This is a genomic window from Candidatus Binatia bacterium (genome assembly GCA_029243485.1).
In the GTDB taxonomy this organism is placed as follows: Bacteria; Desulfobacterota; Binatia; order UBA12015; family UBA12015; genus VGTG01.
Genome location: JAQWRY010000062.1, coordinates 16,135 through 35,532 on the forward strand (window position 1 = coordinate 16,135; position 19,398 = coordinate 35,532).

The 19,398-nt window shown below is 66.0% G+C and carries 14 protein-coding genes; 9 read left to right on the top strand and 5 right to left on the bottom strand.

The annotated features are described in order from the left end of the window. Positions 1–9 precede the first annotated feature (9 nt). Both P8R42_17105 and P8R42_17110 read right to left on the bottom strand, forming a co-directional pair. Complete coding sequence (locus tag P8R42_17105) at positions 10–1,536, bottom strand: lyase family protein (GenBank protein ID MDG2306330.1); 1,527 nt, start codon at positions 1,534–1,536, stop codon at positions 10–12. Between the two features lie 7 nt (positions 1,537–1,543). Then, a complete protein-coding gene (locus P8R42_17110) occupies positions 1,544–2,863 on the bottom strand; it encodes a hypothetical protein (GenBank protein MDG2306331.1) in 1,320 nt (439 codons plus the stop codon). Between the two features lie 279 nt (positions 2,864–3,142). Between P8R42_17110 and P8R42_17115 the strand changes: the two genes are divergently transcribed. The 3 genes from P8R42_17115 (at position 3,143) to P8R42_17125 (ending at position 7,737) form a co-directional block, all read left to right on the top strand. Beyond that, positions 3,143–3,724, top strand: a complete 582-nt coding sequence (locus tag P8R42_17115; protein MDG2306332.1) for a YdcF family protein — start codon at positions 3,143–3,145, stop codon at positions 3,722–3,724. A 43-nt stretch (positions 3,725–3,767) separates the two neighbouring features. Then, a complete protein-coding gene (locus P8R42_17120) occupies positions 3,768–4,862 on the top strand; it encodes a PA0069 family radical SAM protein (protein MDG2306333.1) in 1,095 nt (364 codons plus the stop codon). A gap of 163 nt (positions 4,863–5,025) precedes the next feature. Then, positions 5,026–7,737, top strand: a complete 2,712-nt coding sequence (locus tag P8R42_17125; GenBank protein ID MDG2306334.1) for a response regulator — start codon at positions 5,026–5,028, stop codon at positions 7,735–7,737. Positions 7,738–7,753: 16 nt separating this feature from the next. Here the strand turns inward: P8R42_17125 and dinB are convergent, their stop codons facing one another. Next, entirely contained in the window at positions 7,754–8,968 is a 1,215-nt protein-coding gene (gene dinB, locus P8R42_17130) for a DNA polymerase IV (protein MDG2306335.1), read from the bottom strand. A 92-nt stretch (positions 8,969–9,060) separates the two neighbouring features. On the opposite strand from dinB, the gene P8R42_17135 reads away from it, so the two are divergent. Next, positions 9,061–10,236, top strand: a complete 1,176-nt coding sequence (locus P8R42_17135; GenBank protein ID MDG2306336.1) for an acyl-CoA dehydrogenase family protein — start codon at positions 9,061–9,063, stop codon at positions 10,234–10,236. Positions 10,237–10,253: 17 nt separating this feature from the next. Here P8R42_17135 and P8R42_17140 read toward each other — a convergent pair whose 3' ends face one another. Both P8R42_17140 and P8R42_17145 read right to left on the bottom strand, forming a co-directional pair. Beyond that, on the bottom strand, positions 10,254–11,678 hold the full coding sequence (locus P8R42_17140; GenBank protein ID MDG2306337.1) for a hybrid sensor histidine kinase/response regulator: 1,425 nt from the start codon (positions 11,676–11,678) through the stop codon (positions 10,254–10,256). Then, positions 11,675–12,139 carry a hypothetical protein gene (locus P8R42_17145; GenBank protein MDG2306338.1) on the bottom strand — a complete coding sequence of 155 codons (465 nt, stop codon included), beginning with the start codon at positions 12,137–12,139 and terminating at the stop codon, positions 11,675–11,677. Before P8R42_17145 ends, P8R42_17140 begins: the two co-directional genes overlap by 4 nt. 459 nt (positions 12,140–12,598) lie before the next feature. Between P8R42_17145 and rapA the strand changes: the two genes are divergently transcribed. From rapA to P8R42_17170, 5 genes are all read left to right on the top strand, one after another. After that, complete coding sequence (gene rapA, locus P8R42_17150; GenBank protein MDG2306339.1) at positions 12,599–15,391, top strand: RNA polymerase-associated protein RapA; 2,793 nt, start codon at positions 12,599–12,601, stop codon at positions 15,389–15,391. 44 nt (positions 15,392–15,435) lie between these two features. Then, positions 15,436–17,379, top strand: coding sequence for a biosynthetic arginine decarboxylase (gene speA, locus P8R42_17155; protein ID MDG2306340.1), 1,944 nt, complete (start codon positions 15,436–15,438; stop codon positions 17,377–17,379). A 10-nt stretch (positions 17,380–17,389) separates the two neighbouring features. Beyond that, the gene (locus P8R42_17160; GenBank protein MDG2306341.1) at positions 17,390–18,718 is read left to right on the top strand and encodes a trypsin-like peptidase domain-containing protein; all 1,329 of its coding nucleotides are present in this window, start codon (positions 17,390–17,392) and stop codon (positions 18,716–18,718) included. Positions 18,719–18,879: 161 nt separating this feature from the next. Beyond that, positions 18,880–19,083: a cold shock domain-containing protein gene (locus P8R42_17165; GenBank protein ID MDG2306342.1), complete on the top strand. Its 204-nt coding sequence runs from the start codon at positions 18,880–18,882 to the stop codon at positions 19,081–19,083. Positions 19,084–19,103: 20 nt separating this feature from the next. Further along, positions 19,104–19,373: an acylphosphatase gene (locus P8R42_17170; protein ID MDG2306343.1), complete on the top strand. Its 270-nt coding sequence runs from the start codon at positions 19,104–19,106 to the stop codon at positions 19,371–19,373. Positions 19,374–19,398: the final 25 nt, after the last annotated feature.

Consider the following 19,398-nt stretch of genomic DNA (forward strand, 5'->3'; position numbering starts at 1 on the left):
GGAAGTTGCTCAGGCCGAAGCCGCTCGCTCACGTGCGAGTTCAAGCAACGCCTCCTCTTTTGTTCGTAGTCGATCGGCGGTCTGCTGACGCCAGGCTGCGTGTTCCCCCAGTGCGGCCCGGCACTCTTTGATCATGGCGGCGACCGGCTCTGCGGCCGCCCCCCCTACACCCCTTCTCGTATCCACTACTTCGGCTGGATCCCGCAGCGACTGGAGCGCCGCCTCATCGATCCCCAGAGAACGGCCCAGCACCTGCTGTGCCGCGTCGTCGAGCCGTGCCAGGGTGACACTGTCTGCCTTCGGGTCGGCTTCGATCTCGAGCCGGACCGCCAGAGCGACCAGACGATGCGATTGACGGTAGGAGAGCCCTTCGGCCTGCATGACGAGTTCGGCCAGGTCCATCGACGTGGTGAAGCCTTTTCCTGCGCGCTGCCGCATCAGGTCCGTGTCGAACGTGAGTCCGGCTAGAACCCCGGCCATGAGCCTCGTCGTGCGAATGCCGTCGTCCAGCGCGCGCGGCACCTCACCCAGGGCAAATATTCGATTGTCCATCTGAGCCGAGGGGGTCTTACCCACCGCAGCCATGGAGACGAGACGGCCCATCACGCTCCCCGTGATGCCACGAACGAAGGCCAGAGAGTAAGGGTTTTTCTTTTGCGGCATGATCATGCTGATCCGCGTGTGTCGGTCGGCGAGCTCCACCAAGCCGAACTCCTGCGTGTTCCAGATCTGCAGATCCTCGGCGAGTCGGTCCAGATGGAGCAGATGCGTCAGCACCTGGGTCAAGACTTCAATCGGTTGATCGACCTGCCACATCGCATCCCGGGTGTTCTCAATGGCGCCGTCGAAGGCGAGTAGCTCGGCAAGGCGCGATCGCGCGAGTGGGAGGCGCGAGCCATTGATGTTGCCGATTCCACCGGGGCACTGATTGTTGCGCGCAAAGACTTCGCGCAGACGGTCTAGATCGCGAAGAAGCGGGAACGTGAATGACAGCAAGTAGTGCCCGAGGCTCGTCGGTGTCGCAGGCTGCAAGTACGTGTAGTCCGGCATCACCGTCGTCGGATGCGCTTCCGCTTGTGCGATCAGGGCTTCGGCCGCCGCAATCGTCTCGGCCGCCAACTCGAGCAGCCGGTCTCGAACCGCGATCCGGTAAGCGATGGTCGCCGGTTCCCGACGGGGCCTCCCGGCGCCCATCCAACCCGCAACAGCTTCGTCGCGCGCCTTCACCCACGCCTCGCGATTGGAGTAGACGTCTTCGATCGTCGGATCGAGCGGGAAGTCTTCGAGCGGCACGTCGTGCAAGTCGAGGAGGTGCGCCAGCAACGCGCGGCCCGGCTCGTCCGGAACGACGCCGACCTCCATCAACATCAGAATATGCGCGAAATCGGAGAGGCTCAGCCCGCGATAGAGAATGGGTGCATCCGCGATCTCACGGGCAAACGATGCCTCGACGAGTTCGCGCGCGGGCCCTTCCTTCAGTCGAGCGCCCTCCCCCTGCCCTTTGGAGGGAGGACCGCTGTCCTTCGTTGCGCTCAAACCGTCCTCAATCGACCGTGACCCGACGGAGGCCCTGCCCGACCGTCGGATCAGCCGCCAGCAGTAACTCTTCGAGGTGCTTCGGACGGCTCTGGCGGGTGCGCTCGGCCTCCGGCTCCTTGTGTTTCGCGCGGCGACGGATCCGGCCCATGCCGGCATCCACGATGCGTGACAACGAATTCAGAAGCGGGCCCGGATCGTCCCACGCGGCGTACGCATAGGTGCGTTTGCCGCTGTACGACTTGAGCCAGGACCAGGGCGTCAGGCGTTTCTCGGGCAGGAAGTAGAGCGAAACCGTCTTCAGGTCGCGCTCCTCGTGGATCCACTTGACCCCCTCTTCGAAGCTCGTTTGCCGAGCGACCGGCAGGCCGAGCACCTCGCGGTACCAGATATTCGGGAGGTTGATTCCCGACCGGGTCACGAGGCCATGCGGGAACCACGTACGTCCCCCGGTCGCCTCGGTCATCTTGTAGCTGCCATCGCGGCGATCCTTCTTGAACTCGACCACGCCGTAGCCCACGTGCCCGACTCCCTGCAGGATGCGCACGGCTTCCTTCGCGACCCAAGGTTGGTTGAGACTCTCCGCGAGCGTCGCGGTTCCGAAGCCGCGAGGGTACATGCGCAGCTTTCGCCCGCTCCAGATCGCGAGGGGATTCTGATCCTTGTCGAGGTACGTGACGCCCCACACTACCTGACTGTCGTCACCGGGCATGTACTCCTGAATGATCAGATCCTGGTGAACGGGGTAGATCAGGTCATAGAGCGACTTCAGCATGTCGGCCGAGTCGGCCAGGAACAGCCGCGTGTCGAACGTGTCGCGCCAGTTTGCGGTCGGCTGGAACGGCTTGATCAGACACGGGTACGAGATGTCGCGCACGATCTCGTCAATGTCGTGCGCCTCGTCGGTGAACCAAGTGCGCGGCAGCGGGTAGTCGCGCTCCATCGCGATTTTGTAGAACGACTTCTTGTCCATGAAGAGTTCGAGCACTTCTTTGGACGGCAGCCGGTAGTGGAACCACTCGTCCAGTTCGTCGCGGTGCTGCGAGATCATCTGGACGTTCAAGTCGCCGCTCGGGATCAGGACGGCCTTCTCATCCAGGGAACGCCCGATCTCCTGGAGGGTATCGATCAGGCCCGGCCCGCCCTTCACGAAGTCATCGCATTGGACCTTCGTGGCGTAACGGGTCTGGGCACCGGGCTGTGTGAGATCCGTGTCGATGCCGATCACGGGGACGCCGACCCGGCCGAGGGCACGACAGGTGGCGAGGCCGTTTTGGCCGAGCCCCAGGACGATCGCCGGGGGCCGGTCGAATTTGGGCAGATTCATCAGGTTCTAACCTCAGAGAACTTGGAGAGCGACTGGCGGGGGGGTGAATTCACCGAAGGCTTGCGGAGGATCACTCGATCCCCGAATCCAGCATGATCACGGCTCGGCGCACCGAAGGCAAGGGACTGCCCTCGCGCGAACCCCTGCTCCGGCCTGGGCTTGCGGCCCCGCTGGCGTTCGCTATCGCCCCGGGAGACGATGGAATCCGAGCCCAGGCGAACAATGGCCGAGCGCTATGACCCCCGTGAGATTCGGGCCCGCAGACGAGTCGAACGGGCCGTGGAGTCCCTCGGCCAGCGTGCCATGGACCTCGGGCTGGACCCGCTCGCCTTCCGCCTGACCCGGCCCTTGCGCGTGGAGCCGGATCTGCGCCCGAGGCCCTGGATCGTGGTCCTGAGCGGTGGAATCACGTCGAAAGGCCTGCTGAACGCGACCACCCAGGCCCGGGTGGAATGGGCGGCTCAGCTGTACCGGGACGGCCTCGCGCAGCACCTGGTCGTGAGCGGCGGCCCCCGGCGGCCCGGCCGGCCCCCGAGCGGCCCGGCCATGAAAGCCCTCGCGGTCGATTTCGGCGTCCCCGAGGACCAGATCGAGATCGAGGGCCACTCCAGCCGGACCGCGGAGAACGCCGAGGAGGTGGCCTCCCTGGTCCGAAAGCGCGGCGAACCCTCCATCCTCCTCGTGACCAGCGCGATCCACATGCGCCGAGCCAAGCTCTGCTTCCAAAAGCAGGGCGTGGACGTCGGCGCGGCGCCGGTCCCCCGGATCGAGGGGGAACCGCCCGAGCGCGCGAGCGTCGTCTCCCAAGCGCTGCACGAGTACATCGGACTGCTCTACTACGGTCTGCGCCGCTGGATCTGACTCGCCTCTTGACACTTTCCCCCAAAAGGCGAACAAATGGCGAATGTCGACCGCACAACTCCCGGGCCGAGGAACCGGTCTCGAACCGCCCAACCGATTCGACGGCATCCAGCTGCTCCGGGCCGATCTCGACCAGGAACGACAGAGCCAGATCGATCAGGGTCTCGAGCCGACCAGCCCGGCGATCGCCACCTCGTTTCACCGCGACGCCAGCCGCTCGATCCTGGCCGGGAACAACAGCCCTGACATCGGCTTCCAGTACAGCCTAAACCCGTACCGAGGTTGCGAGCACGGCTGCATCTACTGCTACGCCCGCCCCAGCCACGAGACCCTTGGCTGGAACGCGGGCATCGACTTCGAAACCCGAATCACAGTGAAGGAGGAGGCTCCCTTCCTCTTGCGCGCGGCCTTCTTCTCCGCGCGTTGGGAGCCTCAAACGGTTGCGCTCTCCGGCAACACCGACTGCTACCAGCCGATCGAGCGTCAGCTCCGCATCACGCGGCGTTGCCTCGAAGTGTTCGCCGAGTTCCGCAACCCCGTGGCGATCATCACCAAGTCCGCCCTCGTGGCGAGGGACGCCGACCTCCTGGCGTCCCTCGCCCGCCGCCACGCGGCGCAGGTCCGGATCTCGATCACCACTCTCGATTCGACCATCGCCCGTCGCATGGAACCTCGAGCCGCAAGCCCCGAACGACGCCTGGACGCCATCCGACGCCTCACCGACGCCGGGGTGCCCACCGCCGTGATGATCGCTCCGGTGATCCCCGGGCTGACCGACGAGGAGATCCCCCGAATCCTCGAAGCCGCCGCCGATGCCGGCGCGCAGAGTGCCAGCTGGACCCTGGTACGACTCCCCCACCCCGTAGAGGAACTGTTCGTCGAATGGCTCGGGCGCCACTTCCCCGACCGACGAGACCGCGTCGTCCACCGGATTCAGGAAACACGCGGCGGCAGCGGTCGCCTGTCCGACTCCAAGTTCGGCCGCCGCATGCGGGGCCAAGGCGAGTACGCGCGCACCCTTGCCGCCCTCTTCGCCGCGAGCGCGCGGCGCTACCGGCTCGATTCACCGCTTCGCCCCCTCGACACCTCATCGTTCCGACGCCCGCCCACGCCAGGAGAGCAACTCGCGCTGCTCTAGGGTCCCGAGTCCGAAGGATCCAGGACCCCGCCGCCGTCATGCAAACTGACGATTTTGGGCGAAAAGCGTCGAGAACTTGACGCACAGCGCGCCGCAGATCCGAAATTCCCTAGGGCAATCGTTCGACGCGCGGGGGCATACTTCTTGCGCACTCAAACTTCAGATGGGAACGCCCAGAGTAGGAGACCGGCTCCGTGCGGTCCTCCATAGCGAAACACAGCCGGTTCTCGCCGACCACATACGCGGCCTGTGCTGGCTCGCGGCGATCTCGATCTCCTTCTCGATCCTGCCCGATCTGAAGCTGACCGGCGTCGGCCAGGTCGTGCTGATCTCGACGAAGCTCGGCGGCGTTTTGATCTCGTTCCTCGGCCTCCTCGTCATCCGCCGGCTCGCGACGGGAGAGTGGCGAGCTCTCGCGGTCACCTCGGCAGGCCTGGTGTTGTGCGTTCTCGCAGTCCCGACGGTCGGTGCGATCGTGTACGCGGACCCGGTTCGCGGAGCGTTCACCCTCACCTTCATCTCCGTGGCGACGGGAGTCGCCTTCCCATGGGGCACCCGCCCGCAGATTGCCGTCGCGTTGGCCGCGGCTCTCGGCGTGACCGCAGAGGTTGCCTTCCAGGAGCCGGCGGTCTCCGTCCCCGCCAACACGCTCGTCGCGGCGTTCGCCTTCATCAGTGCGAGTGTCTGGCTCGCTTCAGTGCTCGATCGCCAGCGGCGCGAGAGAGCACGAGCCGATCTCCTGCAAGAAGGGCAGCAGCGGGTCCTCGAGTTGGTCGCGCGAGACGCGCCACTCGAAGAGGTCTTTCACGCCCTGATCGACAGCGTCCAAGAGCGAGAGCCGTCGCTACGCGCCGCCGTGCGACTGCTCTGCTCCGAAGAGGACGTCCCCGTCCTGTCGCTGAACTCCGCCCCCGCGCTTCCCGAGCAATTCGTGATCGAGACCCTGGTGGTACCCATCGGCCCGAGTGAAGGCGCAAGTGGGACCGCGGCCTTCCGCGCGCAACGCGTGGTGACACCCGACATCCAGTCCGACCCTCTTTGGAAGCACGACCGCGCGGTTGCGCTCGCGAGCGGCTTGCGCGGCTGCTGGGCCGAGCCGATCCGAGGCGCCGACGGAACTCTACTCGGCACCATCAGCGCCTACTACGAAGTCGCTCGCGACCCCTCGCAGGCGCAGTTCGAACTCCTCGAGATGGCAGCCAACCTGAGCGCCATCGCGATCGAGCGCGCTCGCTCCCACGAGGCACTCGTCGCCGCACGCGACGTCGCTGAAGAGGCGGCGCGCGCCAAGGGCGAGTTCGTCGCGAACATGAGCCACGAGATTCGGACGCCCCTCAACGGCGTGATCGGCATGACCGGGCTGCTTCTCGATACGAAACTCGATCAGGAGCAGAACGAGTACGCGGGCATCATTCGCACGAGTGGCGAGAGTCTTCTTTCGATCATCAACGACATCCTCGACTTCTCGAAGATCGAGTCCGGGCGGGTCGAACTCGAAGAACAACCCTACGAAATCGGACGCTGCGTGACCGAGGCCATGGATCTCGTCTCGCTACGTGCCGCCGAGCAGAGCCTCGAACTCGCGTACTGCCTCGGACCCGACGTGCCCCAGATAGTCCTGGGCGACATCACCCGCGTGCGACAGATTCTGGCGAACCTGCTCGGCAACGCGGTCAAGTTCACCGAACGCGGCGAAATCGTCGTTTCGGTCGAAGTGCGCTCGCGCGACGGAGACGCCTGCGAACTCGAGTTCTCTGTACGCGACACGGGGATCGGCATTCCTGCCGACCGCGTCGAACGGCTCTTCCAACCGTTCACCCAGGTCGACTCGTCCACAACGCGCCGCTACGGCGGTACGGGGCTCGGCCTCGTCATCGCCCGCCGGTTCTCCGAGATGATGGGCGGTGAGATGTCCGTCGAGACCGAGGAAGGCCTCGGCTCGACGTTCCGGTTCACCATCCAGACGCGAGCGGCGGCTACCACCAACTCCGATGGCAACTTGAAGCTCGACACCCTCCGAGGCCGTCGCCTCCTCGTCGTGGACGACAATGCAACGAACCGCGTGATCCTCGAGCGCGAAGGCCGGTCCTGGGGCATGGACGTACAATGCGCCTCGTCGGGAGCTGAGGCCCTCGCGTGGATCCAGCAAGGAGGCCGCTACGACATCGCGGTCCTCGACTTCCTCATGCCGGACATGGACGGCGTCTCGCTCGGACGCGAGCTGCGAAACCAGAGCGCCGTGCGACTGGCGCCCCGGATTCTCCTGAGCTCCGTTGCTGCCGACGACATGGGCGCGTTCCGTATCGACGACGACGCGCGCGGAGAGTTCACCGCCGTGCTCACCAAGCCGATCCACCTCGGCCAGTTGGAACGCGTGCTCGCCAGCGCGCTGGGCCCGCCTGAAACCGAGGCGAACCGCCCGGCGAACCCCTCCGAGGTCGATTGCAAACTCGAACGACGTCACCCGCTGCGGGTGCTCCTCGCCGAGGACAATCGCATCAACCAGCGCGTCGCGATCAAGATGCTCGAGCGCATGGGCTACCGTGCCGACGTCGCCGCGAACGGCGCCGAAGCCGTCGAGGCCATCTCACGCCAGCCATACGACGTCATTTTAATGGACATGCAGATGCCCGAGATGGACGGCCTCGCGGCGACGGAGCGAATCCGCGCGACCCTTCCTGCGAACTCGCAACCGCGGATTATCGCCATGACGGCGAACGCTTCCGTGCAGGATCGCGAGACGTGTCTCTCTTCCGGCATGGACGATTTCCTGAGGAAACCGGTCGTCGCACGCGATCTCGAAACAGCGCTCGAGAAGGCAACGCCGATCCTACGCTCCAACGTCACGGCTCCGATCGAACCGCATCCCGTCTAGGCGTACCCCGAGCGGCTCAATCGCCTCGTTTGATCTGCGAGGTCAGTGACGCCCGGACGACACCACCGGCGCCTCGGCGGACCGCGTCCTTCCCATGGCGATCGGCGATCTTGTCCAGCGCCTCGTTGAGCTCGTGCTTGCGCGGCGCGTCGAAAATCGAGAGCTGTCGTCCTCCACCCTGCTCCACCTGCTGGATCCCCGCTGCCGTGACTCCGACGAGGCGGATCGGTCTCGGCAGCTCCCCGTCCCGCAGCAGAGCCCGCGCCGCCTCCGCGAGAGTCGCGCCGTCGTCGGTCGCCTCAGGCAGCGTGAGTTGGCGGGTGTAGGAGCGGTACCCTCCCGGGCGCTCGAGCTTCTCGGTCGACTTGACCTTCAGCCGAACGACGCGTGCGAGAACTTCGTCGCGTCGCAGGCGTCGCGCCACGGCTTCCGCATGCTGTCCGATGACGTCTCCGAGTATCTGGTCGTCTTCGACATCAATCGCAAACGTGTTTTCCTCGCCGTACGAGCGCGCGTCCCGGTCGCGCTCGATCGTCCGCACGTCGTCTCCCTGGGCAAGGTGCCAGAGCCTCCGAAGCCCCGTGGGGACCGCGCGATCTTCGATCTGAGCCAGATCGCCGATGGTGAGGATTCCCCTCAGACGCAGCTTCTCTTCGGTGACGGCACCGACTCCCCACAGGCGCGAGATCGGCAGCGGCTTGAGGAAGCTCCGGACCTCGCCGGCGGGCACCTCAAGCAGACCGTCGGGCTTCGACAGATCACTCGCGATTTTCGCGACCATCTTCACGGGCCCGATTCCGACCGAAACCACGAGTCCGACGTCTTCCATCACGCGGGCCTTCAGCCGCTCTCCAACTTCGAGCGGTGAGTCCGCCCGGAGGGCCCGCATGGTCGACGTGATGTCGATGAAGGCCTCGTCGAGGGAGAGCGGCTCGATGTCCGGGGAAAACTCCTCGAACACCGCCCGAATCTGCTTCGAGACCCGGCCGTACTTTCCCAGATCACCGGAGAGGAACACGGCCTCGGGACAGCGGCGTTGCGCTTCGATCGCCGGCATTGCCGAATGCACGCCGAAACGACGCGCCTCGTACGATGCCGCCGATACCACGCCCCGCGGCGGCTTCCCCCCCACCACGACCGGACGGCCCCGCAACTCGGGTCGATCGCGCTGTTCGACCGACGCGTAGAAGGCGTCCATGTCGGCGTGCAGAATGACGGGTGACCGAGGCATCGGCACCACCGAGAGTAGCACGCCTCAGAGGCCAACCGGCGTCTCGACCTTGAACCGAATCGGGGATCGTGAGCAAGCCGCGGAGGCGAACGATGGACTTTGACCCGACTGACGACGAGCGCGCCTTCCAACGCGACCTGCGCGCCTGGCTCGACCGGAACCTGCCCGACGCATGGAGGACCGAGCACCCACGCGAGCCGTGGACGGCGGAGACCCGTGAAATCGCCCGGCAATGGCAAGCGCGACTCGCATCGGAGCGCTACGTCGCGCTCGGATGGCCGGCAGCGAGCGGTGGCCGGGAGGCATCACTGGGCACGCGCATTCTCCTCCAGACCGAACTTCTGCGGGCCCGAGCCCCTCGCCTCCTCGGCCACGTCGGGCTCGACCTCGTGGGCCCCGCACTGATCGCTCATGGCTCGGACGCACAGAAGCGTCGCCATCTCGACCGGATGCGCACCGGCGAGGAGTTCTGGTGCCAGGGCTTCTCGGAGCCGGGCGCCGGCTCCGACCTGGCGAGCCTCGCGACACGCGCCGAGCGCCGGGACGACAACTACATCGTGAACGGACAAAAGGTGTGGACGAGCGTGGCCGACGTCGCAGACTGGTGCTTTCTTCTCGCACGAACCGATCCGAGCGCTTCCAAACACGCAGGCATCTCCGTTCTCCTCGTGGACATGCGCAGCCCCGGCATCGAAGTCCGACCGCTTCGCCAACTCACCGGCGACGCCGAGTTCAACGAAGTGTTCTTCGACGACGTGTCCGTCCCCGTTTCGAATCGGCTCGGAGCGGAGGGAGCCGGCTGGTCGGTCGCAATGGGAATCCTCAGCCACGAGCGTGGCCCGATGTGGACCTTCCTCTTCCAAGGGCACCTCCGCCACGAGTTCGACCGACTCGTCGCTTTGGTCCGAGCCCGCGGCGAGTCCGAGGCACCGCTTCTCCGCCAGGCGCTCGCCGCCGCGCACATCGATCTCCAAATCATGCGACTCCTCGGATGCCGCGGGCTCACGACCGACCAGCGCGGGGGCAACCCGGGCCCCGCCTCGTCGCTCGAGAAGCTATTCGGAAGCCAGGTCTCCCAGCGCCTCCGAGCCCTCAGCGTGAAGACACTCGGGCCCGAGGCTCTACTCGCGAGCGACGACCCAAGGTCCCCATGGGAGGGTCGGTGGCTCCGCTCCTATCTCTACTCGCGGGCCGAAACACTGCTCGGCGGTACGTCCGAGATCCAGCGCTCCGTGATCGCACGGCAGCTTCTGGGCCTGCCGGGCTAGGCCGGCGCTGCGCCCCGCTAGTCTTCGGACGCGAGGACGCCGAGCGTCTCGAGGAGTTCGTCTGATTCAATCGGTTTCGAAACGACGGCGTCGAAGCCCGACGCGATCGCCTTGCGCCGTTCTTCTTCGCGACTGTGCGCGGTCAGCGCAATCGCAGGCAGTCGTGGCACTCGGGAGCGTGCCTCGTTCTCTCGGATGGCGAGCATCAGCGCGTACCCATCATGCCGCGGCATCGCGAGGTCGGAGACGAGGACGCGCGGTTTGAAACTCACGAGCGCGCCGAGAGCTTCTTCCGCACTGCCGACCGTGCGAACGTCCGCCCCCCAGTGGGCGAGCAGCGCACTCGCAGCCTGCGTCGCGTCCGGTTCGTCGTCGACCACCAGAACGCGAACACCGGATAGATCTCCGCACGCGGCCTCCTCCCGGGACGCCTCTTCGACGCCCGCCTCTGGGGGCTCCGCGGCCGGCAACTCGACCGCGAACGAAGCCCCGCGGCCATTGCCGCCGCTCTGGGCAACCACGGAACCGCCATGAACTTGTACGAGCCGACGCACGACCGCCAACCCGAGACCGAGCCCGCGATGGCGTCGAGTGATCGCGCTCGAGACCGGCCAGACGCGGTCGAAAATGCGGCTCAAATCCGCCGCTCCGAGTCCCCCGCCCGTGTCCGTCACGACGAGACGGACCATTTTGCCCGACCGACTCGCTTCGACTTCCACCCTCCCGCCGTGTGACGTGAACTTCACGCCGTTGCCTACGAGGTTCCGTAGAATCTGGCGCAACCGCCGCGTCTCTCCCGAGACGACGAGGGAGTCTTCGCAGCGATACACGATCTTGACGCCCTTGCCCTCGCTTTCCGCGCGGAACGACTCCGCGATGTCGGCCACGAGGGGACCGATAGCGACCCGATCCGGGGTGTACGGAAGACGACCCGATGCGGCCCGCGCCGCAACGGAAAGATCGTCAATCATGGCCTGCAGCGAGCGTGCGTTCCGTTCGATCGCACTGATCGCCGATGCCGTTTGTGCGGCGTCCATGGTCTCAGCCCGAAGCAACTCGGCCCAGGTGAGGATCGGCGAGAGCGGCGTGCGCAGCTCGTGCGTCAGCAAAACGAGGAAGTCATCGTCGGCGAAGCTGCTCGGGACATCGTCGTCGCGCGACAGATCGCTCATCCGGCGACGGCGCGCCGCCTCGTACGCGCGTCCGATCTCGAGCATCAGCTCTGCGATGCGAGGAGCGGCGACACCCAGCGGAACATCCGGCGACGCCTCCGCCAGCCGACGGAGCGCACCCGCGTGGATCTCCTCCATCGCGGAGTGTGGCACGCCCTGGTCGTCGAGCTCTCCGCCGATCGACCGCGCCTCGGCCATGATCGTCGGCTCGTCGCCCTCGTCCAGACACCGGCGCAACAGCGCGCCGTATCGCTCATCGACCGACTTCATCTCTCGCAGACCGCCCCACCCTTTTGTTGCCACGACCGGCAGGGGCGCGCCAACCCCTGGCTGGAAATTCCCGGAGAAACTGCGGCGCCGGCATTGGCCCGTAGCCACCATACGAACAGGCCCGCAAAGAACAGATTCCCGCTGGCGAGAAAGGCGATCTGCCCTGGAACCGAACCACCTACGCAAAGAGCGCACACGATGGCGACCACGCCCCCCTTCCCCAGCGCACCAAACGCCACGAGGGGCCGCTGGATCTCAGCCTGCTGGGCCAACCAGCCATAGAGCAGCCCGAACAGGGCGATCGTCCATGCCAGAAGTATCGCGTAGACTGCCGGCACGCCGCCGGGGAGACCGGCCACCTGCCCCAAAACCGAGTCCGGCATGGAGGCGACGAGGGCGAAGACCACGTTGAACACAGCGGTGACCCACAACGCGGTCCGTAGGATTCTATCAGGGTCCATCAGAAGCCTCCGGACCCGCATACCCGTCCGGTGCGATGACCGCGAACACGCCGGTGTGGTCAGAAACCCACGGAGGCACCGCCTCGGCCCGCCCCCGCCAGCCTACGGGAGTTCCAAGAAGAGCCGCGCGGACAGAACGCTGGCGTGGTCGACGAACAGGGAATCGATGCTCTTAGTCGCAGCCGGCTCGACGGAACGAAGCGACGTGTGTCGAAGGTGGCGCCACCACCGTGCGGGTGAAGCTCCGCCCACACATCGGTCAGCCCCGCTGCGGGCAGCCGATCGATCGCCTCCGAGTACGGCGTGGAATTCAGATCACCGCCGACGGCGTTCGGCCATTCCCCGTCCTGCGGCACTTTGCTCCTGCCGACCAACCCGCCGGCTCCTCCGGTAGGAGCCCTCTTGGATCAGGCTCCAAGATGAAGCTCCAGGCTTCGTCCGCTAGGCTGCTCCGCTCTCGTGAGCACCTTCGCCATCGGACAACGCTGGATCAGTGAGGCCGAGCCCGAGCTCGGCCTGGGGACCCTCATCGAGATCGATGGTCGCCAGATCGAGATCGTGTTCCGCGCAACGGGCGACCACCGCCGTTACGCCGCGGCCTCCGCGCCGCTGCGCCGAATCCGCTTCAAGAGCGGCGATCGGATCAGCGGTCGAGACGGTGTGAGCTTCGCCATCGAAGAGGTGGTGGAAGACGGACACCTCCTCCTGTACCGCGGCGACGGCCAGGAGCTTACCGAGGACGAGCTGACCGACACGCTCTCCGCCGGAGGACCCGATGAGCGCCTGAAGCGCGGCCAGGTCGACGAAGCGCGGGCCCACGCGCTGCGCACCGAGGGACTGACGCATCTCAGTCACGTTCGGGGCTCGACCGTCCGCGGCTTCCTCGGGGGCCGGATCGACCTCATCCCCCACCAGCTCTACATCGCCGGTGAGATCGCATCACGGCACGCACCGCGAGTGCTGCTCGCCGACGAGGTCGGACTCGGGAAGACCATCGAAGCGTGCCTGGTTCTCCACCGACAGCTGCTCGGCGGGCGCGTCGGCCGCGCTCTCATCCTCGTGCCCGAATCCCTCGTGCACCAGTGGTTCGTCGAACTCGTCCGGCGCTTCCACCTCTGGTTCAAACTCTACGACAGGGAACGTTGCGACTCGATCCGCGCGACCGAGCCAGACGCAAACCCGTTCCTCGAGGAACAGCTGGTGCTGACTAGCCTCGACTTCTTGCTCTCGAGTCCGGAAGACGCGCAGGCCGCGGTCGAGGCTGGCTGGGACATGCTCATCGTTGACGAAGCGCATCGGCTCGCCTGGTCCGAGGACGAGCCTAGCGACGGCTATCGACTCGTCGAAGCCTTGTCTCACCGCTCACCGAGCACCCTGCTGCTCTCGGGTACGCCCGAGCAGCTCGGCGAAGGAGGCCACTTCGCTCGGCTGCGACTGCTCGACCCCGAGCGACACACAGATCTGGAGGCCTTCCGAAGCGAGCGAGACGGATTTGCAGGAATCGCCGACCTCGTCGACAGCCTTCTCGACGGGACGGCGATCCCCGAAACACAGCGGACGGGCGTCCTGGCAAACGATCCGACCGGAACTCTCGCAGCCGGTTTCGCCGGCGTCGCAGCGGGAGATGAAGATGCGCGCGCAAAGCTCGTGTCCGACCTCCTCGATCGCCACGGCACTGGCCGGGTTCTCTTCCGAAACACCCGCGCCGCGATCGCGGGCTTTCCACGACGCATCCCGCATCTCGTCCCGCTCGAGGGCGGCCCAGAACACGCGGACACCTCCCCGTACGACTACTCTTCGGACCCCCGGACCCCGTGGCTCCTCGACCTCCTTGGCAACGTCGGAGACGAAAAGGTCCTGCTCATCTGTCACAAGCGCGAGCAAGTGAAGGCCATCATCGCTGCCCTCGAGGACCGAGCGCAGCTGAAGCTCGCAGAGTTCCACGAGGGGCTCTCGCTCCTCCAACGAGATCGCAACGCCGCCTGGTTCGCGGAGCCGAGCGGTGCCCGCATACTGCTGTCCTCCGAGATCGGCAGCGAGGGACGCAACTTCCAGTTCGCCCACCACCTCGTGCTGTTCGACCTTCCCATCGACCCCGAACTCCTGGAGCAGCGGATCGGTCGGCTCGATCGGATCGGTCAGCAAGGCGACGTCAACATTCACGTCCCCTACCCGGTGGGAACCGCACACGAGTTGCTCGCCCGCTGGCACCACGAGGCGCTCGACGACTTCGCACAGAGCCTGCGGGGAGGGACCGAGGTCCTGGCCCTTGTGGAAGCTCCGCTTCGCGCGGCGCTCGAACGCGTCGCGGCCGGCGACCCCGACCTCGAGGGCGAGAAGAGTCTCTTCGAGCAGAGCCGCGGGCACCGCGAAGACATCGCTCGACGGCTCGAGCAGGGTCGGGATCGACTCCTCGAACGCAGCTCGCTTCGGCCCGAGCGCGCCGACACGGTCCGTCAATCGATCGCCGCGGAGGACTCCGACCTCGGCTTCGAACGGTACCTGATCCGGCTTCTCGAATACTTCGGTGTCGACGTCGATGAGGTCAGCCCCCGAAGCTACCGACTCGGTACCGATGGCCTCTACGTCGACGCGATCCCCGGGCTCCCCGCGGCGGGGCTCTCCGCGACATTCTCGAGAGAAGTCGCACTCCGCAGAGAGGACCTGGTGTTCCTCACGCGGGACCACCCCCTCGCGCTCGGCGCCCTCGAACTGCTCCTCGGTTCCGAACGTGGCAACAGCGCGTTCGCCCTCTGGCAGGCAGAGGACCCCAAGGGCCTGCTTTTGGAGGTACACTTCGTCATCGAGGCCCTAGCGCCCCGCGAGCTCGCGATCGACCGATTCCTGCCCCCCACGCCGGTGCGCGTCGTGATCGATCAACGCGGCGAGCCGACCGACGGCGATGCACTCGCTGCCGCCGCAACCGAGGGCGCGCGCCCTGACGCCCTCCTCGCCCGCCCCGAGGTGAGCACCCACGTACTGCCCGCAATGTTCGAGGCTGCTCTGGCGGCCTCGGAGCCGGCGCGACGCCGCCTCGTCCACCGCGCGCGGCGCGCAGTCACCACCGACCTCGGCGCCGAGCTGGACCGCCTCCGCGCGCTGCGGATCGTCAACGATCGGGTCCGCGAGGACGAGATCCGACTGGCCGAAGCGGAGATCTCCGACCTCGACAAGCACCTAGGCTCCGCGCGGGTCCGGCTCGACTCCGCGCGCCTTGTTTGGCACGGTCCGAAAGCCCTTCTGGAGCGCTGAACACCCATGGCGCCGCCTCCCACGCGTCGGTATAACTCGACGCGATGCGCAGCTGGACCATCCAGGACGCCCTCGAGCTCTACGACGTACACGCCTGGGGCTCCGGGTTCTTCACGATCAACCGAAACGGGAACGTCGAAGTGCGTCCGCGTGGGGATCGTGGCCCCGGTATCGACCTCGGCGAGCTGATTACCTACTTGCGTGGCCGTGGCCTCCGCCTCCCGCTGCTCGTCCGGTTCTCCGACATCCTCGCTACCCGCCTGCGCGAACTCTCGCAGTGTTTCGGAAGCGCGATCGAGGAGCACCAGTACACCGGCCGCCACCGGGCCGTGTACCCGATCAAAGTGAATCAACAGCGCCACGTGGTGCAGGAAGTCATCGACTTCGGACGCCGCCACGGCGTCGGCCTCGAAGCCGGCAGCAAGCCCGAACTCCTCGCCATTCTGCCGATCGCCGACACTCCGGATTCCTTGATCGTGTGCAACGGCTACAAGGATCGCGCCTACATCGAGATCGCACTCCTCGCCCAGAAGCTCGGCCGAACCCCCATCATCGTCCTCGACCGATTTCACGAACTCGACCTGGCGCTCGAAGTCGCCGACGAGCTGGGCATCCGACCTCACCTCGGCGTGCGGGCAAAGCTTTCCGCGCGCGGTGCCGGTCGTTGGGTGGAATCCGGCGGAGACCGCAGCAAGTTCGGGCTCACCGCCGACGAACTGATCGTCACCGTGGAGCGGCTCCGCGAGAAGGGCATGCTCGATTGCCTCGAGCTCGTCCACTTCCACGTGGGCTCCCAGGTCACGAGCATCCGGGCCATCCGCGAAGCCGTTCAGGAAGCGACTCGATTCTACGTCGGACTCGTCGAGATGGGCGCCGGCCTGCGCTACCTCGACGTCGGCGGCGGCCTCGGCGTAGACTACGACGGCTCGCAGACGAACTTCGCGTCGTCGATGAACTACACGAACACCGAGTACGCCCGCGACATCATCTCGACCGTCGTCGAGGCCTGCAACGAGAAGAACGTCGCGCATCCCGACATCATCACCGAGACGGGTCGCGCCATGGTCGCGCACCACTCTGTTCTCGTCTTCAACGTGCTCGGCGTGAACGAGGTGCTCCCGAAGTCGGCCCCTGCGGTGCCGGCCGAGAAAGACCACAAGGTCGTCCACACGCTGTACGAGACGTTCCAATCAATCACGCAGAAGAACACGATCGAGGCGTACCACGACGCCGTCCAGGCCAAGGAAGAAGCGCTCACGCTTTTCAACCTCGGCTACCTGGATCTGAAGACTCGCGGAACCTGCGAGCGCCTGTTCTGGGCCTGCTGCGCCCGCATTCTACGCCTCGTGCAGGACATGGAGTACGTGCCCGACGAACTCCAAGGCCTCGAGCGCGCGATGGCCGACACCTATTACGGCAACTTCTCCGTGTTCCAATCCGCCCCCGACCACTGGGCGGTGAAGCAGCTCTTTCCCGTCATGCCCCTGCATCGCCTGAACGAGCGCCCGACCCGTCGGGGCGTCTTCGCCGACCTCACGTGCGACTCCGACGGAAAGGTCGACCAGTTCATCGACCGACACGATACGAAGAACGTCCTGGAGCTCCACGGGGTCAACGGCGAGCCTTACTACATCGGGATCTTCCTCGTCGGAGCGTACCAGGAGATCCTCGGCGACCTTCACAACCTCTTCGGTGACACCGACGCCGTTCACGTCCGACTCGGCGAAGCCGATCGCATCGAAATCGAGCATCTCGTGGAAGGCGACTCCGTCGAGGAGGTCCTCGGCTACGTCCAGTACAGCAAGCCCGAACTCGTCGAGCGCGCCCGAGGTGCGATCGAGGTCGCTCTCCGGGAAGGCCGGATCTCCGTGGAAGAGTCCGCGCGTCTTCGCCGCCGCTACGAGGAGGGCTTGTCGGGCTACACCTACCTCGACGTTCGCGATCCGACGCAGGAGATCTCCGTGGTCGGCCCAAAGGCCGGCTCCTGACACCAGACCCGTGACTCGACGACTCCTTCAGCTCGCCCTCGTCGCGACATTCCTGGTCGCCCCCGTCGGCCTCTCGGCGGCGGCACCGCAAGCCTCGCGGCGAACGCACGTCGTCGAGGCCGTCGAGAAGATTCGTCCTGCGGTGGTGAACATCTCCGCCGAAGAACTGATCGTGGTCCGTCCCGACCCGTTTTTCCAGGATTTCTTCGGACGCTTCTCGCAACCCCGCCATCGGCAGTACAAGCGGACGAGCCTCGGCTCCGGCGTCCTCGTCCGTGCCGACGGCTACGTCGTCACCAACGCCCACGTCGTCGCCCGCGGTGACCGCATCACCGTCACTCTCGCCGACGAGCGGGAGTTCGAAGCTACGCTCGTGGGAACGGACGAGCACGCCGATCTCGCCGTGCTGCGGATCGAGGGAACCGACCTACCCCACGCGATGTTCGGGCCCAGTCACGACCTGATGATCGGCGAGAGCGTCATCGCGATCGGAAACCCGTTCGGGTTCTCCCATACCGTCACGACGGGGGTGATCAGCGCGACGGGACGCTCCCTGCGACTCGAAGAGCGCACCTACTTCGACTTCATCCAGACCGACGCCTCGATCAATCCAGGGAACTCCGGGGGGCCCCTCCTCAACATCCACGGCGAACTGATCGGCATCAACACCGCGATCTGGGGCCGCGCGGAGAACATCGGCTTCGCGATCCCCGCCGCTCGGGCTTCGCGAGCCGTCCAGGAATTGATCGACCACGGCTACGTACGCGTCGGCCACACCGGCGTCCTCGTACAAGACCTCACCCCGGCGCTGGCCGCAGCGCTCGAGACGAAGGCGACGCGCGGTGTCGTCGTCCGCAACGTGGATCCGGGGAGCCCCGCCGAGTCCGCCGGACTCGAAGTCGGCGACATCGTCGCCTCGCTCGACGGGCAAACCATCCGCGACCGCGTGGAATTCGACGAACGATTGGCAAGCGCAGGGGTCGGGACGCCCATGGAGCTCGAAGTGCACCGCGCCGACGAACGCGTCGCGGTCACGATCATCGCGGCGGCGCTCAGCGAAGAGCGGATCGACGACATTGGGTGGCACCGACTCGGCCTCCGGGTCGACGAAGGCGCGACCAAGGAGGCGGTCGCGATCACGGAAGTCCGGCGACGCAGTCACGCGGCACGCGCCGGGATAGAGCCGGGCGACCTCTTGCTCGCCATGGAACAGAAACCAATAGTAACGGTCGCAACGTACCGACGCGCAGTCGCGCGACTCCGCGGCATCGGGCCCATTTCGATCATCGTGCGGCGCGGCAACGCAACCTACCGCGTCACGCTCCCCGCCGAGGGCTAGTGCATCGTAGGCACTAGGTGTTGCCCCCGACAAATTCGAAAAATACGAATCCATGCTTCGCCTTCTCGTTTGCTTCTGATATCAGGTTCGCCAAGAAAGACTGCGAGTGCGTCTCCCCGATGATTGGAGTGACTCGCCGAGTTTTAGAAGTGGAGCATCTTATGCCACAGGGTCGCATCAAGTGGTTCAACAACGCGAAGGGCTACGGCTTCATCGTGCAGGATGGAGGCCCCGAGATCTTCGTGCACTACTCCGCCATTGAAGGTGAGGGATACAAGACTCTCGCCGAAGGCCAGGAAGTGGAGTTCGAGATCTCGGACAGTGACAAGGGTCCACAAGCGACCAAAGTCACCCGGAAGGACTGACCCCTCCCCCCTGAGATCGCATGCGTCTGCGGCTAGCAATCCGGGGACGCGTGCAAGGCGTCTGGTTCCGCGGTTCCGCCCGTGAAGAAGCACTGCGGCTGGGACTGGTCGGCTGGGCGAGAAACCGGGGGGACGGATCCGTCGAGATCGTCGCGGAGGGCACCCCGAGCGCGATGAACTCGTTCCTGGAGTGGTGCCATCATGGCCCGCCCGGAGCGCACGTCCACGACGTAACGCAAAACGCCGAACCTTCGGGCGACGACCTGGTAGACTTCCGCGTCCGCTATTGAGTTCGGATGCCGCACGAGCCAGGCT

What these genes read in the sequence shown, in the direction of transcription:
- P8R42_17165 (MDG2306342.1), top strand. Translation starts at nt 18,880, where the DNA reads ATGCCACAGGGTCGCATCAAGTGGTTCAACAACGCGAAGGGCTACGGC.
- P8R42_17135 (MDG2306336.1), top strand. Translation starts at nt 9,061, where the DNA reads ATGGACTTTGACCCGACTGACGACGAGCGCGCCTTCCAACGCGACCTG.
- P8R42_17125 (MDG2306334.1), top strand. Translation starts at nt 5,026, where the DNA reads ATGGGAACGCCCAGAGTAGGAGACCGGCTCCGTGCGGTCCTCCATAGC.
- P8R42_17140 (MDG2306337.1), bottom strand. Translation starts at nt 11,678, where the DNA reads ATGAAGTCGGTCGATGAGCGATACGGCGCGCTGTTGCGCCGGTGTCTG.
- P8R42_17170 (MDG2306343.1), top strand. Translation starts at nt 19,104, where the DNA reads ATGCGTCTGCGGCTAGCAATCCGGGGACGCGTGCAAGGCGTCTGGTTC.
- dinB (MDG2306335.1), bottom strand. Translation starts at nt 8,968, where the DNA reads ATGCCTCGGTCACCCGTCATTCTGCACGCCGACATGGACGCCTTCTAC.
- speA (MDG2306340.1), top strand. Translation starts at nt 15,436, where the DNA reads ATGCGCAGCTGGACCATCCAGGACGCCCTCGAGCTCTACGACGTACAC.
- P8R42_17120 (MDG2306333.1), top strand. Translation starts at nt 3,768, where the DNA reads ATGTCGACCGCACAACTCCCGGGCCGAGGAACCGGTCTCGAACCGCCC.
- P8R42_17145 (MDG2306338.1), bottom strand. Translation starts at nt 12,139, where the DNA reads ATGGACCCTGATAGAATCCTACGGACCGCGTTGTGGGTCACCGCTGTG.
- P8R42_17110 (MDG2306331.1), bottom strand. Translation starts at nt 2,863, where the DNA reads ATGAATCTGCCCAAATTCGACCGGCCCCCGGCGATCGTCCTGGGGCTC.